At 74.3% G+C, this 15,078-nt stretch carries 19 protein-coding genes, 1 other RNA gene and 1 pseudogene; 9 read left to right on the forward strand and 12 right to left on the reverse strand.

Features of this window, described 5'->3' with window-relative positions; translation table 11 throughout:
• The first annotated feature begins 96 nt into the window (after positions 1-96).
• Genes VGH76_RS01570 through VGH76_RS01580 form a run of 3 tightly spaced genes read left to right on the forward strand, consistent with a single transcriptional unit; the run spans position 97 to position 2,398 of the window.
• The gene (locus tag VGH76_RS01570; RefSeq protein WP_331554846.1) at positions 97-1,020 is read left to right on the forward strand and encodes a Nif3-like dinuclear metal center hexameric protein; all 924 of its coding nucleotides are present in this window, start codon (positions 97-99) and stop codon (positions 1,018-1,020) included.
• Positions 1,017-1,736 carry a zinc ribbon domain-containing protein gene (locus VGH76_RS01575; RefSeq protein ID WP_331554847.1) on the forward strand — a complete coding sequence of 240 codons (720 nt, stop codon included), beginning with the start codon at positions 1,017-1,019 and terminating at the stop codon, positions 1,734-1,736. The genes VGH76_RS01570 and VGH76_RS01575 overlap by 4 nt, the downstream gene beginning before the upstream one ends.
• A complete protein-coding gene (locus VGH76_RS01580; RefSeq protein ID WP_331554848.1) occupies positions 1,733-2,398 on the forward strand; it encodes a histidine phosphatase family protein in 666 nt (221 codons plus the stop codon). The genes VGH76_RS01575 and VGH76_RS01580 overlap by 4 nt, the downstream gene beginning before the upstream one ends.
• Here the strand turns inward: VGH76_RS01580 and VGH76_RS01585 are convergent.
• Genes VGH76_RS01585 through VGH76_RS01595 form a run of 3 tightly spaced genes read right to left on the reverse strand, consistent with a single transcriptional unit; the run spans position 2,386 to position 5,602 of the window.
• Positions 2,386-3,531, reverse strand: coding sequence for a DUF2332 domain-containing protein (locus VGH76_RS01585; protein WP_331554849.1), 1,146 nt, complete (start codon positions 3,529-3,531; stop codon positions 2,386-2,388). The two genes, VGH76_RS01580 and VGH76_RS01585, sit on opposite strands and share 13 nt — an antisense overlap.
• Positions 3,532-3,551: 20 nt before the next feature.
• Positions 3,552-4,835, reverse strand: coding sequence for an ArsB/NhaD family transporter (locus VGH76_RS01590; RefSeq protein ID WP_331554850.1), 1,284 nt, complete (start codon positions 4,833-4,835; stop codon positions 3,552-3,554).
• A complete protein-coding gene (locus VGH76_RS01595; RefSeq protein ID WP_331554851.1) occupies positions 4,832-5,602 on the reverse strand; it encodes a sulfite exporter TauE/SafE family protein in 771 nt (256 codons plus the stop codon). Before VGH76_RS01595 ends, VGH76_RS01590 begins: the two co-directional genes overlap by 4 nt.
• Positions 5,603-5,779: 177 nt before the next feature.
• On the opposite strand from VGH76_RS01595, the gene rnpB reads away from it, so the two are divergent.
• Positions 5,780-6,187, forward strand: an RNA gene (rnpB, locus tag VGH76_RS01600) — RNase P RNA component class A.
• Positions 6,188-6,211: 24 nt separating this feature from the next.
• Positions 6,212-6,565, forward strand: a complete 354-nt coding sequence (locus tag VGH76_RS01605) for a VOC family protein (RefSeq protein ID WP_331554852.1) — start codon at positions 6,212-6,214, stop codon at positions 6,563-6,565.
• A gap of 7 nt (positions 6,566-6,572) precedes the next feature.
• Here the strand turns inward: VGH76_RS01605 and VGH76_RS01610 are convergent, their stop codons facing one another.
• Positions 6,573-6,896, reverse strand: a complete 324-nt coding sequence (locus VGH76_RS01610; RefSeq protein WP_331554853.1) for a hypothetical protein — start codon at positions 6,894-6,896, stop codon at positions 6,573-6,575.
• Positions 6,897-7,121: 225 nt separating this feature from the next.
• Here VGH76_RS01610 and VGH76_RS01615 point away from each other — a divergent pair, with 225 nt between their 5' ends.
• Positions 7,122-7,325 carry a cold-shock protein gene (locus tag VGH76_RS01615; RefSeq protein WP_331554854.1) on the forward strand — a complete coding sequence of 68 codons (204 nt, stop codon included), beginning with the start codon at positions 7,122-7,124 and terminating at the stop codon, positions 7,323-7,325.
• Positions 7,326-7,442: 117 nt separating this feature from the next.
• Here VGH76_RS01615 and VGH76_RS01620 read toward each other — a convergent pair whose 3' ends face one another.
• Genes VGH76_RS01620 through VGH76_RS01630 form a run of 3 tightly spaced genes read right to left on the reverse strand, consistent with a single transcriptional unit; the run spans position 7,443 to position 9,010 of the window.
• Positions 7,443-7,631 carry a hypothetical protein gene (locus tag VGH76_RS01620; protein WP_331554855.1) on the reverse strand — a complete coding sequence of 63 codons (189 nt, stop codon included), beginning with the start codon at positions 7,629-7,631 and terminating at the stop codon, positions 7,443-7,445.
• Between the two features lie 24 nt (positions 7,632-7,655).
• Positions 7,656-8,624: an aldo/keto reductase gene (locus VGH76_RS01625; RefSeq protein ID WP_331554856.1), complete on the reverse strand. Its 969-nt coding sequence runs from the start codon at positions 8,622-8,624 to the stop codon at positions 7,656-7,658.
• A 29-nt stretch (positions 8,625-8,653) separates the two neighbouring features.
• Positions 8,654-9,010, reverse strand: coding sequence for a hypothetical protein (locus VGH76_RS01630; RefSeq protein WP_331554857.1), 357 nt, complete (start codon positions 9,008-9,010; stop codon positions 8,654-8,656).
• Positions 9,011-9,197: 187 nt separating this feature from the next.
• Between VGH76_RS01630 and VGH76_RS01635 the strand changes: the two genes are divergently transcribed.
• Positions 9,198-9,836, forward strand: coding sequence for a heme oxygenase (biliverdin-producing) (locus VGH76_RS01635; protein WP_414637651.1), 639 nt, complete (start codon positions 9,198-9,200; stop codon positions 9,834-9,836).
• A 12-nt stretch (positions 9,837-9,848) separates the two neighbouring features.
• Here the strand turns inward: VGH76_RS01635 and VGH76_RS01640 are convergent, their stop codons facing one another.
• Positions 9,849-10,322 (reverse strand): patatin-like phospholipase family protein, encoded by a 474-nt coding sequence (locus VGH76_RS01640; RefSeq protein WP_331554859.1) that lies wholly within the window; start codon positions 10,320-10,322, stop codon positions 9,849-9,851.
• Positions 10,319-11,119, reverse strand: a complete 801-nt coding sequence (locus VGH76_RS01645; RefSeq protein WP_331554860.1) for a putative protein N(5)-glutamine methyltransferase — start codon at positions 11,117-11,119, stop codon at positions 10,319-10,321. The genes VGH76_RS01640 and VGH76_RS01645 overlap by 4 nt, the downstream gene beginning before the upstream one ends.
• A 76-nt stretch (positions 11,120-11,195) precedes the next feature.
• On the opposite strand from VGH76_RS01645, the gene VGH76_RS01650 reads away from it, so the two are divergent.
• On the forward strand, positions 11,196-12,371 hold the full coding sequence (locus VGH76_RS01650) for an alpha-hydroxy-acid oxidizing protein (RefSeq protein WP_331554861.1): 1,176 nt from the start codon (positions 11,196-11,198) through the stop codon (positions 12,369-12,371).
• Between the two features lie 62 nt (positions 12,372-12,433).
• Here VGH76_RS01650 and VGH76_RS01655 read toward each other — a convergent pair whose 3' ends face one another.
• The 3 genes from VGH76_RS01655 to VGH76_RS01665 form a co-directional block, all read right to left on the reverse strand.
• A complete protein-coding gene (locus VGH76_RS01655) occupies positions 12,434-12,730 on the reverse strand; it encodes an EthD family reductase (protein ID WP_331554862.1) in 297 nt (98 codons plus the stop codon).
• An 87-nt stretch (positions 12,731-12,817) separates the two neighbouring features.
• Positions 12,818-13,264, reverse strand: a complete 447-nt coding sequence (locus VGH76_RS01660; protein ID WP_331554863.1) for a DUF6918 family protein — start codon at positions 13,262-13,264, stop codon at positions 12,818-12,820.
• A 112-nt stretch (positions 13,265-13,376) separates the two neighbouring features.
• Positions 13,377-14,537 carry an alpha/beta fold hydrolase gene (locus tag VGH76_RS01665; RefSeq protein WP_331554864.1) on the reverse strand — a complete coding sequence of 387 codons (1,161 nt, stop codon included), beginning with the start codon at positions 14,535-14,537 and terminating at the stop codon, positions 13,377-13,379.
• Between the two features lie 352 nt (positions 14,538-14,889).
• Between VGH76_RS01665 and VGH76_RS01670 the strand changes: the two are divergent.
• Positions 14,890-15,078: pseudogene (locus tag VGH76_RS01670) on the forward strand (IS5/IS1182 family transposase); the annotation flags it as partial.

Consider the following 15,078-nt stretch of genomic DNA (forward strand, 5'->3'; position numbering starts at 1 on the left):
GCAGACGGTCACGACGTTCAGGAGGTCCGACACGTCCGCCATCGTCCCGGCCGCCCGTCCGCGCCGGGGCGGGGGTGGACCACAATGGCGGCCACCATGGACCCCACCGTCGCTCCCCCCACCGTCGCGGGCGCGGTCGCCGCGCTCGAGGCCGCCTACCCACCTGCCCTCGCGCAGGACTGGGACGCGGTGGGCCTGGTCTGCGGGGACCCGGGCGAGCCGGTGACCCGCGTGCTCGTCGCGGTCGACCCGACGCCCGCCGTCGTCGACGACGCCGTCGCCTCCGGGACGGACCTGCTCGTCACCCACCACCCGCTGCTGCTGCGCGGGGTGCACGGGGTGCCGGCCGACGAGCCCAAGGGCTCGGTGGTGCACCGGCTCATCCGCGCGGGCTGCGCTCTCTTCGCCGCCCACACCAATGCCGACGCCGCCTCGCCCGGGGTGTCCGACGCACTGGCGGACGCGGTCGGCGTCGTCGTGGAGCGTCCCCTAGCGCCGGAGGGCGACGGCGCCGTCGGCATCGGGCGGATCGGTCACCTCGACGCGCCGGAGCCGTTCGCGGCGTTCGTCGAGCGGGTGTCCGAAGCGCTGCCCGCCACCGCGTGGGGGGTGCGCGGCGCGGGCGACCCGGACCGGACGATCCGGCGGGTCGCACTCTCCGGCGGGGCGGGCGACTCGATGCTCGGGCTGGCCCGCGAGGCCGGGGTGGACGCGTACATCACCGCGGACCTCCGACATCACCCCGCCGACGAGCACCTGCAGCGCACCGGCGCACCGGCCCTCGTCGACGTCGCCCACTGGGCCTCGGAGCACCCCTGGTGCACCCAGGCGGCCGAGGTGCTGCGCCGTGCCCTGCCCGGCGTCCCCGTGACGGTCTCGACGCGCCGGACCGACCCGTGGACCCTCGGGGCCGCGGAGCGCGAGGCCCCGGAGACGGGCCCGATGGCGGCGTTCGCGCCGCCGACCATGCACGACGTCATCGATGGACCCGCCCAGCCGTGGAGGCCGATCCAGCCGTGAAGGCCGACCCGTCCGCCCAGCGCCGGCTCCTCGACCTCGCCGCCGTCGACGGCGAGCTCGCCCGCGCCGAGCATCGCCGCAGGACGCTGCCCGAGCAGGCCGCGGTGGAGGAGGCCGAGCGCCGGGTGCGCGCGGCGGCCGACGCCGTCGTCGTCGCGCAGACGTCGCTGTCCGACCTCGACCGCGACGTCGCGAAGCTCGACCGCGAGGTCGAGCAGGTCCGCACCCGCGAGACCCGGGACCGCCAGCTGCTCGACAACGGCTCGGTGACGGCCAAGCAGGCCGCCGACCTGACCCACGAGCTGGGGTCGCTCGAGCGTCGGCGCGCAGTGCTCGAGGATGAGCAGCTCGAGGTCATGGAGCGCCAGGAGGCGGCGGGGATCGACCTGCGGCACGAGACCGAGGCGCACGACGCGGCGCGGACGGCGCTCGAGGACGCCGTGGAGCGGCGCGACGGAGTGCTCGGGGACATCGGCACCACCGAGGCGCGCCGCGGCGAGGAGCGCACCGCGCTGCTGGCGGAGCTCCCCGCCGATCTCGTCGAGCTCTACGACCGGCTCCGCGCGAAGAGCGGGGTCGGCGCCGGTGAGCTGACCGGGAACCGGTGCGGCGCGTGCCGGTTGGAGATGGACCGCAGCGAGCTGCGCGACATCCAGGGCGCCGCGCCCGACGAGGTCGTGCGGTGCGAGAACTGCGGTGCGATCGTGGTCCGGTGAGCGGCGCCTCCGACGCAGCTGGAGCCTGGACGGGGCGCGGGGCCGCCGTCCCCACCCGGGTGCTGCTCCTGCGCCACGGGCAGTCCCCGCTCTCGGTGGACCGGCGCTACTCGGGGCGCGGGAACCCGCCGCTGACCGAGACCGGGCAGGCGCAGGCGTCCGCGGCGGCGGCGTCGGTGGCGGCGCGCTACCCCGCGGCGTCGGTGGTGGTCAGCTCCCCGCTGGACCGGGCGCGCTCGACGGCGGTTCCGGTGGCGTCCGCGCTCGGCTCCGGCGTGGAGATCGACGAGGGCTTCACCGAGACCGACTTCGGCGGCTGGGAGGGACTGACCTTCCGGGAGGCGGCCGAGCGTGACCCCGACGTGCACCGGGCCTGGCTCGGCGACACCGCCGTGGCCCCGCCCGGCGGGGAGAGCTTCGACGACGTCGGGACGCGGGTCGCCGCGGCGCTCCGCGAGCTGCTCGCGCGGCACGCGGGGACGACGGTGGTGCTGGTCAGCCACGTGACGCCGATCAAGACGATCCTGCGCCTCGCTCTCGAGGCCGGGCCGCCCCTGCTCTACCGGCTGCACCTCGACCTGGCGTGCCTGTCGGTCGTCGACTTCTGGGACGACGGAGGGGCGAGCGTCCGGCTGGTGAACGACACGTCCTACCTGGGCTGAGGGGCATCCAGCCACTCAAGCCACGCGGCCCCGGGGTGGGCGAGCCCGAGCACCCGGCCGGACACCGCTCCGTCGCGGACCGACAGTCGCCCGACGACCCCGGTGACCCCCGCCCGGCAGGCCTCGACCGCGCGCTCGGGCACGGGAAGCCCCTGCACGCTCTCGCGGCCCTCGGGCCCGAGGGGGACGAGCGGGTCCACCGAGATCCACTCGAGGTCGCGGCCGAGCCGGGGGAGCAGGTCGCGGAACCGGGCCCGCTCGTCGTCGGGGAGGAAGACGTGGACGTAGGTGTCGACGAGGACGAGCAGGGTCTCCGGGGGCAGCTCGGCGCAGACCTTCGCCACGGTGTCGACGAGGTCGCCGCGGACCAGCGGCGCGGGGTGGGTCCGGACGACGGCGGTCGCGGCGGCGAACCGGTCGACGGCGCCGGTCTCGGGCGGGATGCACGCGGCGAGCCAGTCCCGGACGTCGGGCTCGTCGAGGTCGAGGGGCTCGACGTCGATGCCGACGCGGGCGGCGATCGTCGGGACCGTCGTCGGGATGGGCGGGTCGCCGGCGCGGATCGTGCAGGTGAGGCGGACCGGGGAGTCGGGGTCGCCGACGTCGACGGTCTCGGCGCCCGCGTAGTGGTAGCGATAGCGGTCGAGCTGCAGCCCGAGCCCCGCCCCGGTCCCGAGGTCGACCAGGGCGATCGGCCGGTCGGGGGCTCCCTCGGTGACGTCGCCGAGGACGGCGAGCACGTCGGCGCTGCGGCCGACCTCGTTCATCTGGTAGCGGTGCGCGGCGCAGAGCCCGGCCAGCGTGTCGGCGTGCTCGCGGGCGAACGCGGCCAGGGCGGGCCGGAACCCGTCGTCCAGGGACGGCTGGCCGGAGCCCGGCGTCGGGAAGTACCGCGCGAGCGGGTCGGGGGCTTCCCGCGCGGCCAGGTGGCGGACGGCGGCGCTGAGCAGCAGCGGCGGCAGCCGGTCGGGCGGGATGGCGGCGGCGAGGTCGAGCAGGACGTCGTCGTCGGCGATCGCGCGGAACAGCTCGGCGGTCAGTGCCCACGTCGGGGGCGCGTCCGGCGGCGACCAGCCCGCGGCGATGCCGAGCGCCTGGTCGCGCACGCGGGTCCGGACGTCGTCGGGGCTCACATCGGCCGAGCGTAGGGCGCTCAGGTCACCAACCACAGGGCCACGGTGCCGGCGACGAGCGCGGCCGGTGTCGTGACGACGCCCGCCACGGTGAACCGCCCGAGCGACGGCGGGGCCCCCTCGGCGGCCATGACCCGGCGCCACAGCAGCGTGGCGAGCGAGCCGACGTAGGTGAGGTTGGGCCCGACGCCGACCCCGATCAGCATGGCGAGCACCGTCGCCGGCGTGGGCGTCGGGCCGAGGGCGGCGAGCAGGAGCAGCGTCGCGGGCAGGTTGTTGACGACGTTGGCGAGCACCGCGGCGAGCCCGGCGATCGCGAGCAGGCCGGGGAGGCCGGGGCCGAGGGACGTCACGACCTCGGTGAGCACCCCGCCCAGACCGTGCGCCCCGACGGCCGCCACGACGATTCCCAGCGCCAGCACGAACAGGCAGAACAGGGGCGTGGCGGCCCGGACGAGTGTCGTGGCGGTCGTGTGTCGGGTGGCGATCGAGCGCGCGCCGAGCACCACGACGCCGGCGACGGCGACCCACACCGGCTCGATCCCGAGCGGCGCGGCGGCGGCGAACCCGGCGAGGGTGAGGGCGAGGACCACGAGCGCGTAGCGGGGGGCCGGGGTGTCGGTGGGCGGCTCGTCGTCGGGCTCTCCCGCCGCCGCGACCTCGGGACGGAACACCCACCGCAGCCCGGCGTACTCGACGGCGAGCACCACGAGCCAGGGCAGCGCCATGAGGGCGGCGAACTGCAGGAACGACAGGTCGGCCGCGCCGTAGGCGAGCAGGTTGGTCAGGTTGGAGACCGGCAGCAGCAGCGACGCCGAGTTCGCCAGGTGCGCGCAGACGAAGGCGGCGGGCGCGACGGCGAGGCGCATCCGGCGGGCCGTGCGCACGACGACCGGGGTGAGCAGGACGACCGTGGCGTCGAGGCTGAGGACGGCGGTCGTCACGGCGGCGATGCCGAAGACACGGCCGAAGAGCCGGACGCCGGCGCGCTCGTCGGACCCGCTCCCGCGACGGTTGCGGCGCAGCAGCGATCCGGCCCAGGCGAACACCCCCTCGGCGTCGGCGAGGTGGGCGAGCACGAGGACGGCGGCGAGGAACCCGACGGTGGGTCCCAGCCGTGCGATCTCCGCCAGCGCGTCGTTCCGGCTCAGCAGCCCGGTGACGACGACGAGCGCCGCGGCCGGGATCGCGGCGAGCGCCTCGGGCACGCCGCGGGGCCGCCAGACGGCGACGAGGAGCACCGCCGCGAGGAGCGCGACGGCGAGGGCAGTCGCGGCGTGGCCGGTCACAAGGGCGCCGCTCACCCCTTGACGAAGAGGTAGATCGCCACCGCCACGCCGAGCACGACGACGCACCAGCGCAGCACGTTGTCGGGCATCTTCTGCGCTACCGCCATCCCGAGGTAGCCGCCGACCAGCGTCGAGGGCGCGAGCAGCAGCACCGCGAACCAGTCGACCGGCGCGAAGACCCCGAAGATGATCACGGTCACCGTCGCGACCACCAGCGACAGCAGCACCTTGACGGCGTTGAGCCGGCGCATCGAGTCGGCGCACAGCAGCGAGAGCACCGCGATGAGGACGACCCCCAGCGCCCCGCCGAAGTACCCGCCGTACACCGCGGCGACGAAGGTGACGACGGCGAGCACGACCGGCCGTTCCCGCCCGGCCTCCGACTCGCCGTCGCGCGAGGTCCACCGCTTGATCCAGGGCTGGAGGCCCAGCGTGAGGCTGGCGAGCAGCACCAGCACCGGGACGATCGCGTCGAACACCGACTGCGGGAGCACCAGCAGCAGCCCGCAGCCCACCGCGGAGCCGACGGCGGCCGGGATCGTCGTGAGCGCGAGGCGACGGCCCTGGCCGCCGAGGTCCCGGCGGGCGGACACCGTCGAGCCGGCGTACCCGGGCCACTGGGCGACGGAGTTGGTGACGTTGGCAGGCAGCGGCGGGAGCCCCGTCGCGAGCAGCACCGGGAAGACGATGAGCGAGCCCCCGCCGGCGATGGCGTTCACGGCGCCCGCGAGCAGTCCGAGCACGACGAGCAGGACGATCTGGAGCGCGCCCGGGTGCGTCACGGCTCGGGACGGTAGCCCGGTCGGGGTCGGGGTGCCCGCTCGTGGTCGGCCGGCCCGTTCGGGGCGGGCGGCACTCTCGTGCGCAGAGAAGCAGCGAGAGTGCCGTTCGCTCCACGGGGGTGGGCCCGCCGTCGTCGGGAACGCCGGATACGGCACCGCTAGAATGAGCCCCGCGGAGGAGTCGGCCGGGCGGCCGCGTCGGGCCCCACGAGGGCCCGTCGAGGAAAGTCCGGACTCCACAGGGCAGGGTGGTTGCCAACAGCAACCCGGGGTGACCCGCGGGACAGTGCCACAGAGAACAGACCGCCATCGGGCTCGCCCGGTGGTGAGGGTGAAACGGTGGTGTAAGAGACCACCAGCGTCCTGGGTGACCAGGACGGCTCGGTAAACCCCACCCGGAGCAAGGTCAAGAAGGCTCCGCCGGAGACGGTGGAGCCGCGCAGGTCGTCCGAGGGCTGCCCGCCCGAGACCTGCGGGTAGACCGCTGGAGCCCGTCGGCGACGACGGGCCGAGATGGATGGTCGCCGCCCACGGACCCGCGAGGGGCCGTGGGTACAGGATCCGGCTTACAGGCCGACTCCTCCGCCACCTGTCCCGAGGAGGGACCGCATGCGCGTCACCACCGTCTACGCCGACCTCCCCGTGGCCGACATCGCCGCGGCCCGCAGCTTCTACGCCGGCTACCTCGGCCTCGACGACGAGTCGATCGGGATGGACTGGGTGACGCGGTTCTCCTCACCGGACACGGGCGCGAGCATCCAGCTCGTCACCCGTGACGCGACCGCTCCCGAGAACCCGGCCGTCTCGGTCAAGGTCGACGACGTCGAGGCCGCGTACGACGAGGCCCGGCGGCGCGGCTACGAGATCGTCCACCCGCTCACGACGGAGCCCTGGGGCGTGCACCGCTTTTTCGTCCGGGCGCCCGACGGCAACGTCCTCAACATCGTCCAGCACGTGGACTGACCGGGACTCACCCCGGCCTGTTCTCCCGGTCCAGCGCCGCGCCGATCGCCCCGTACACCGAGCGGTGGGCGGCGATCTCGGCGACCAGCGAGTCGGTGTCGACCTCGGCCTCGGCCTCGAGGCCGTTCTCGGCGGTGAGACTGATTCGGGTCCGCTGCCCGAGCGGCTGGACGCGGGCGACCCGCCCCCACGGGTCGCTCACGCTCGCACCTCCGTCGGGGGAGAAGGACGGGGCCGCGACCCCCTCGGCGTCGCACCCCGCCTCGATCGCCGTCCGCAGTGCGGACAGGCGGTCGCCCGGATCGGAACGAGCAGGTTCGTCGGTGCGCACCTCCCCACGCTATCCGTCCGCGCGGCGGCCGGAGGGCGTTCCACGCGCCGTGCTACGGTCGGCGATGTTGCAGTCTCGTTTTCCTCGCTGTGCTTGAGCTCCGTGGATCATGTGACACCGCCCGGCTCGCACCGCAGAGGGACGCATACACCCTCTTTCGTGCTCCGGTTCGGGCAACGCCCGTGGGCAGGTCGTCCACGGACCGCTCGACCCGAAAGAGGATGGATGACTGAAGGAACCGTCAAGTGGTTCAACGCGGAGAAGGGCTTCGGCTTCATCGCTCCCGATGACGGCGGGAAGGACGTGTTCGTCCACTACTCCGCGATCCAGGGGAACGGCTTCCGTTCGCTCGAGGAGAACCAGCGTGTGAGCTTCGAGTCCAGCCAGGGCGCGAAGGGCCCGCAGGCCGACTCGGTCCAGGCTCTCTAAGACACTCCGAGCTCGGCCGGGCGCCGCCGTCAGGGTGCTGCGCCCGGCCCGCCGGGGCTGTGGTCCTGCGCCTCATACCCGCGGGCCACAGCCCCATCGCCTCACCCGCCCTCGCCGTCAGGCCCCCGACACACTCGCCGGGCCGGCGGCGAGGAGCCCCGCGCCCATCCCGGCGATGCCGAGGTCTCGGACGCCCGCCGCGAACAGCTGCGCGGCCTCCGGAAGGCCCTGCGTGCCGACGAGCGCGACGCCGCTCCACCGCGGAAGGACCCCGGCTCGGAACACGGCGTAGCCGAACCGGAACACGTCGGGCCGCAGCCGGATTCCGCGTCAGCGCTCGATGAGCGTCATCTGCGCCTCCGAGTGGTGGCCCCCGGCGGCGGGGGTGAGCCCGTCGAGGCGCGCGAGCTGGTCGGCGGTGAGTTCGAGCGCGTCCGCGCCGACGTTCTCCTCGAGCCGGGAGACCCGCTTCGTCCCCGGGATCGGGACGATGTCCGTGCCCTTCGCGAGCACCCAGGCGAGCGCGACCTGGGCGGGCGTGGCCCCGACGTCGTCGGCGACCGCCCGGACCTCGTCGGCGGCGGCGAGGTTGCGGCGGAAGTTCTCCTCGGCGAAGCGCGGGTTGCTGCGGCGCATGTCGTCCTCGTCGAGGTCGTCCATCGTGCGGACCGCGCCGGTGAGGAAGCCGCGGCCCAGCGGCGAGTAGGCGACCAGGCCGATCCCCAGCTCGCGCAGCAGCGGCAGGATCTCGTCCTGCTCGCGGGTCCACAGCGAGTACTCGGACTGCAGCGCCGTGACCGGGTGCACCGCGTGCGCGCGGCGGATGGTGTCGCTCCAGGCCTCGGAGAGCCCGATCGCGCGGATCTTGCCGGCGGCGACGAGCTGCGCGACGGCCCCGATCGTCTCCTCGATCGGTGTCTGCGGGTCGACCCGGTGCTGGTAGTAGAGGTCGATGTGGTCGACGCCGAGGCGGCGCAGCGAGCCGTCGACGGCGGCGTGCACGCTCTCCGGGCTGGAGTCGGCCCCGTCGCGACCGGTGTGCGAGATCAGCCCGAACTTCGTCGCGAGCACCACCTCGTCCCGGCGCTCCCTGATGGCCTTCCCGACCAGCTCCTCGTTGACGTAGGGCCCGTAGACCTCGGCGGTGTCGATCAGGGTCACCCCCAGGTCGAGGGCGCGGTGGATCGTCCGGATCGACTCGTCGTCGTCCGTGCGGGCACCCGAGTAGGCCGTTGACATCCCCATCGTGCCCAGGCCGATGCGGCCGACCTCGAACGCGCCGAGCGTGGCTGTCTGCATGCGGGCGGGGTTCCCCGCGCCGCGGCGGATCAGCCGGTCCGCGACCGGCCCGTCTGCGCGCGGGAGATCGGCAGCGGCCCGGTCGCGCCCGTGCGCCACTCCTGCACGCGGATGCCGTGCTCGGCCAGGAGCCGCTCGGCGACACCGCGGGCGTCAGCCTCGCGGGTGCGGGCGTCGGCACCGTGGGCCAGCAGCCCGGTGGACCAGCAGCGGTCGTTGCCGCTCGCGACGAGCAGCGTCCACCCCGTGCCGTAGCCGGTCACCGGCGCCGCGGGATCGTTGTAGATCAGCAGGTAGAGGGCGTCGGGGCCGGAGGGGACGAAGCCCCCGAGCCGGCCGGGGCACGCCGTCGAGGTGGCGACGACGATGTCGGCGAAGGCTGTCATGGGAGGGGCCTTCCGGACGCGGTGCACGGTCCGGCCCCCGTCTCGAGCCGCTCCCCAGCAGGTCCCCACCGGGAGGGCGCCGGGAAACGTGCGGCCGTTGATCGTCCAGCTCAGGATTCCCTCACCGGGCGTGCCCACCTAGTGTCGGGAGCGCAGCTCGCGGTCCGCCGACCCACCAGGAGTGCCGGTGTCCGAGACGATCCCGTTCCACCAGTCCGTCCGGCGTTCGACGCTCGAGGCCCACCAGCGCGCGAACCACTCGCCCTACATGGACGCGCTCTTCGACGGGCGCCTGGCCGTGGCCGACTACGCCCGGCTGGTGGAGCAGTACTCGTTCGTCTACGGGGCGCTGGAGTCGGTGGGCGACGCCCTGGCCGACGACGCGGTGGCGGGGCCCTTCGTCCTCGACGCGCTGCGGCGGTCGTCGCGGATCGCCGCGGACCTGGCGTACTTCCGCGTCGACGACCCGGAGCCGCTGCCGGCCACCGAGCGCTACGTCGCGCGGATCCGGGAGGTCGCGGACTGGTCCGGAGGCTTCGTCGCGCACCACTACACGCGCTACCTCGGCGACGTCGCCGGCGGCCAGGCCGTCGCCGCGCTGCTCCCGCGCCGGTACGGCGTCACCGGCGGCGGGGCCGCGTTCTACGACTTCTCCGAGCTCGGGCCGGTCCCGCGCTTCCGTGAGCGCTACCGCGCGCTGCTCGACGCGACCCCCTGGGACGAGGCCGAGCGGGCCCGTGTCGTCGACGAGGTCCGGCGGGCCTACGAGCTGAACATCGCGATGCTCCACGACCTCTGGGAGCGCGCCGAGGCGGCCGCGGCCTGAGGCCGACGCGACTCAGGGGGCGTGGCTGGGCAGTCCGTCCAGGGCGCTCGACGCCGCCTCGTGGCCGATGCGCAGGGCGTCGGCGAGCAGTCCGACGTCGGTGGAGGTCCGTGACACCGCGGGGGCGTCGTCGGGAGGCCGGACGTGCAGCAGGCGCCCCTCGGCCGCGAGGTGGGAGAGGTCGACCGCCCGGCCGCCGCGCAGCACCCGGCGGGGATCGATGGTCCCGCGCATCACCGAGCGGTCGGTCCACGGCGACATCGCCTCGCGGGCCTTCCCGGCGACGAGCCACGCCGCGTTGAGCGAGCCGGCCGAGACGCCGTAGACGTCGTCGAGCAGCGGGGTCAGGCCGCGGTCCTCGACGGCGGCCGCCATGCCGGCCGAGAAGGTCGCGCGGCTGCCGCCGCCCTCGACGACGAGGGCGACGCGGACCGCGTGGTCGGGACCTCCTTCCTGACGGCGGGCGAGGACGTCGAGGACGCTCACGCGCGTGCCTCCCGGCGGCCGACGACGACGGTCGCGTCGGCCTCGTCGTCGTGCTCGGCGGTGGCGTGCAGGCCCGCGCCGGCGACGACGTCGCGCGCGGCGTCGGCCTGGTGCGCGGCGCACTCCAGCAGCACGACGCCGTCCGGCGCGAGCCACGCCGGGGCGAGCACGGCGAGGCGCCGCAGCACGCCGAGCCCGTCGGGTCCCCCGTCGAGCGCGGTGCGCGGCTCGTGCTCGCGGGCCTCGGGCGGCATCGTCGCGACGCCGTCGGTGGGCACGTAGGGCGGGGAGGCGAGCAGGACGTCGACCCGGCCGCGCAGGTCGGTGGGCAGGGCGTCGTCGAGGTCGCCGACGTGCACCCGGGCTCCGGGGGGCACGGTCCGGCGGGCGCAGGCGACGGAGACGGGATCGACGTCGGCGGCGTGCAGCTCGACGTCCCCGACCTCCGCGGCCACCGCCGCGCCGAGCGCCCCGGACCCGCAGCACAGGTCGACGACGACGGCGCCCGGGCGCGCGTAGGCAACCGCGCGGTCCACGAGCAGGCCGCTGCGCTGCCGCGGGACGAAGACCCCGGGCGCGACGGCGACCCGCCGACCGCGGAACTCCGCCCACCCCAGGAGGTGCTCGAGCGGTTCGCCGGCCTCGCGGCGGGCGGTCAGGGCCTCGAGGGCTTCCGCGTCGGCGCCGGTCTCGGCGAGCAGCAGCGCGGCCTCCTCCTCGGCGAACACGCAGCCGGCGGCGCGCAGCCGGGCCACGAGGGCCGCCTCCTCCACGCCGGCCAGTGTGCCTGAGGGCATGTGCGTGCCCTCTCGGTGTGCCGAATGGGACTGTCGTGTCTGAACACGGAAACGCACGCACGAGGCCGGAGGCCGCATGCAGTACGGCGACTACCAATTGGACATCTACGGTGCGGGCCTGAAGGGCGTGCTGCCCCGGTGGCCGGTCGACTTCGCCGGGCTCGAGCGCGCGGCCGCGGCGGCGCTGCCCGACTGGATCCTCAACTACGTCGCCGGTGGTGCGGGCGACGAGCGCACCCAGCGCGGGAACGCCGAGGCGTTCGGCTGGTGGGGGATCGTCCCGCGGATGATGGCGGGCGCCTACGAGCGCGACCTGACGACCTCGATCTGCGGCGTCGAGCTCCCGACGCCGCTGTTCTGCTGCCCGATCGGCGTCATCGGGATCTGCTCGCAGGATTTCCACGGCGACCTCGCGGTGGCCCGCGCCTGCGCCCGGACCGGGGTGCCGATGGTGATGTCGACGCTCTCACAGGACCCGCTCGAGGACGTCGCGGCCGCGCTGGGCGACACCCCGGGCCTCTTCCAGCTCTACACGCCGAAGGACCGCGACGTGGCGGTCTCGTTGATCCAGCGCGCCGAGAAGGCGGGGTTCGCGGCCCTCGTCGTCACCCTCGACACCTGGGTCACCGGCTGGCGCCCCCGCGACCTCAACACCGCGAACTTCCCGCAGCTGCGCGGGCACTGCCTGGCCAACTACTTCTCCGACCCGGCGTTCCGCTCCCTGCTCGACGCGCCGCCCGAGGAGGACCTGCGCGGGGCGGTCGGGACGTGGTCGCGCCAGTTCGGCAACAGCGTCGGCTGGGACGACCTGACGTGGATGCGCGAGGCCACCGACCTGCCGATCCTGCTCAAGGGGATCAGCCACGCCGACGACGCCCGGCGCGCGGTCGACCTCGGCGTCGACGGGCTCTACTGCTCCAACCACGGCGGGCGCCAGGCGAACGGCGGGCTGCCCGCGCTGGAGACGCTGCCCGACGTCGTCGCGGCCGCCGGCGACGTCCCGGTGCTGTTCGACTCCGGGGTGCGCTCGGGCGCCGACGTGGCGAAGGCGCTGGCGCTGGGGGCGACGGCGGTCGGGATCGGTCGGCCCTACGCGTACGCGCTGGCGCTCGGCGGCGAGGACGGCGTGGTGCACCACCAGCGCTCGGTGCTCGCCGAGACCGACCTGATCATGGCGGTGGACGGTTACCCGACGCTGGCCGACCTGCGCGCCGAGGGCTCGATCCGCCGCCTGCCGCACCCGGTGCGCTGACGCGCTTGTGAGCACTTTCCGGGGTCATAGCCCCGGAAAGTGCTCACAAGGGCTCCGCCCACCTAATCGTGCGCGACCAGCATCGTCGCGCCGCCGGTGGCGAAGTTCGGGACGTCCTCGGCGGCCGCCTGGCCCTCGGGAGAGCCCATCCCGGCCTGCAGCGCCTCGAGCGACTCGAACTGGAGTTCCGCGATGAGGTGGTACGGCGGCGTCGAGCCGTCGAGCGAGGAGCAGTGACGGTAGGTCCAGCTCTGCAGGTTGGGGATCTTGTTCGCGAGCGGGACGTGCGTCGCCTCGTAGTACTTGTCGAACGCGGCGGGGTCGTCGGGCTGGCCGTACAGGACGGTGAGGATGTGCATGAGGTCACCCTGGACCAGTCGTCACGGTCAGGTCACCCCTTCGAGCGGAGGGTGATCGATTCCGCGCCGGCGTCACCTTCGGCGCGACTAGGCAGCGTGCTTCTCGATGACCGCCCCGAGCCGGGGGAGCGCCTCGATGACGTTCTCCTGGGCCTTCGGGCGCAGCTTCGAGTAGACCGACGTGACGGCCTGGCGGTCCGACTTCTCCGCCCGCCGGTCGGTGACGCCGAGGAGGGCCTCCGACACCGGCTGCGGGTGGGCCGCGAGGTAGGCGCCGAAGTCGCCGGTGGGGGACGCGTTGTAGGCGGTCCAGTGGGGCTCGAGGGCCTCGACGAACTCGTCGAGGAGCGTGTTGATCGCGCCCCAGATGATCCCGGGCTTGATCTTCTTGACGGCGGCGTACCCCGTCTTGATCACGCCGCCCGACAATCCGCTCTTGTCCTTGACCTCGTCGTCGACCAGACGGGCCAGGTCGTCGACGACGTAGCCGCGCTTGTCGGAGTCGAGCAGGGCTGCCTTGAGGGTGACGGCCACGCGGTGTGTCCTTCCACGGGGGAGCAGGGCGAGGCGACGGTACGACACCCGGACGTGATCACCACGCACGCCCCCGGGGGCGAACGACACGGGTGTGGTTCACCGCGCGGCGTCAGGACCCGTCGTCGTGGGCGGTGACGAAGTCGAGGAACGTCGCCCAGGAGTGGTCGTGAGCCCGCCGGCCGGCGAGCACGCCGAGGTGGCCCCCGGGCTCCACCGAGAAGCGGAGGTCCGACGACGAGGTCAGCAGCTCGGTGCCGCGCCGCACCGCGGCGACCGGCGCGATCCCGTCCTCGGAACCGGCGATGAGCAGGACCGGGGCGGTGACGTCGGCCAGGCGCACCGGTCGTCCGGCGATCTCGACGGAGTCGGTCGCGATCTCGTTGTGGCGGATCACGTGGTGGTAGACCTGCCCGAACGCCCGGCCGGGGTAGGCCACCATGTTGTTCATCAGGATGTCGACGGCCTCCATCTGCTCGAGCAGTTGGCGGTCGTCGAGGTGGGTCAGGATCGTCACCGGCTTGGTGACGTACCGGTCGACGCTCACGAGCTGGAAGGCCGCACGCACGGCGGGCGCGGGGAAGCCGCCGAGGAGCCGGTAGAGGGTCGTGAAGATCCGGCCACCGGTGTACTCCGCGATCGACCGGAACGGGGCCACGATCGGCACCGCCTCGACGTCGACCGGCGCGGCGAACGCCGTCACGGAGGCGATCGGGTGGTCGGGGTGACCGGCCGGGGTGAGCAGGACGAACAGCCCGCCGAGGCTCCAGCCCACGAGGTGGACGGGGCAGCGTTCCTGGTCCGGCCCGGCCTCGTCGTCACACACCCGCGTGACCGCGGTGGGCACGACGTCGTCGACCCAGGTCTCCAGGCCGCGGCGCCGGCCGCGCCAGAACGCGGCGTCGTAGGTGACGACGTAGACGGTGCGCCCCTGCCCGAGCAGGAACTCGACGAAGCTGTTGCCCCGGCGCAGGTCGAAGGCGAGGTCCGGCGCCCCGAGCGGGGGGACGAGCAGGATCGGCAGCCCGACCGCGGCCGGCCCGTCCGGCAGCGGCGCGTAGCGGTGCAGTGTCCAGCCCCGCCCGCCGGTCACCGCGCTGCGCGGCATCCGGCGGGTGTCCGCGAGGTGCCCGTACCGGAACCGGTCGTGCACGTTCGCCGCCGCCGACCCGACCCGCTCCAGCGCCGACCCCGCCTCGTGCAGCGCCGCGTCGAGGATCGTGGGCACCGGGGACGACGCCTCGTCCGGGTCGGTCCGCGCGGCGGGAGACACGGCGGCATCGTAGGGCTGTTCGGGGGACGACGACGGGTCGACGCCGCCCGGTCGGCCGTGTGTGGCTGCCGGGCGTGACGCGGTGAGCGGCTGCCGGGGCGCGACCGGCAGACGTTCGCGCTGGTCCACCCGGCGTTCCCCGGGGACTCCCTCGGGTGAGCGCGCGGCCCACTCGGCCGAGGGATCTCCCGCCTGATCGTCCGAAGGACGACTACGCCTTTCGTCAGTTTGACTGGGCACACGGCGCCCGGAACCGGGCAGGTGTCCGGGTGCCGTGGTCCCTAGGAGACTGCTGAATTAAGCGCCGGGGTGTCGGACGGGGATCATGGCTGGCGGCTGGGATCCTCGCCGGGTGCAGGGCCACTGGGATGATCAGCGTGAGCTGCTGGACGTGGAGTCGCTGGCTGGGCATCTGATTGACCCCGGCACCGTGTTCGGGTTCCTCGCCGCTCATCGGTTGCGGTTGTTCCCACCGGAGCTGTTCGAAGGCCTGTTCCCCAGTCAGCGGGGACGACCGAGTGTGCCTGGCGAGGTCGTGGCC

The sequence above is a fragment of the Actinomycetospora sp. genome (assembly GCF_036497585.1).
In the GTDB taxonomy this organism is placed as follows: domain Bacteria; phylum Actinomycetota; class Actinomycetes; order Mycobacteriales; family Pseudonocardiaceae; genus Actinomycetospora.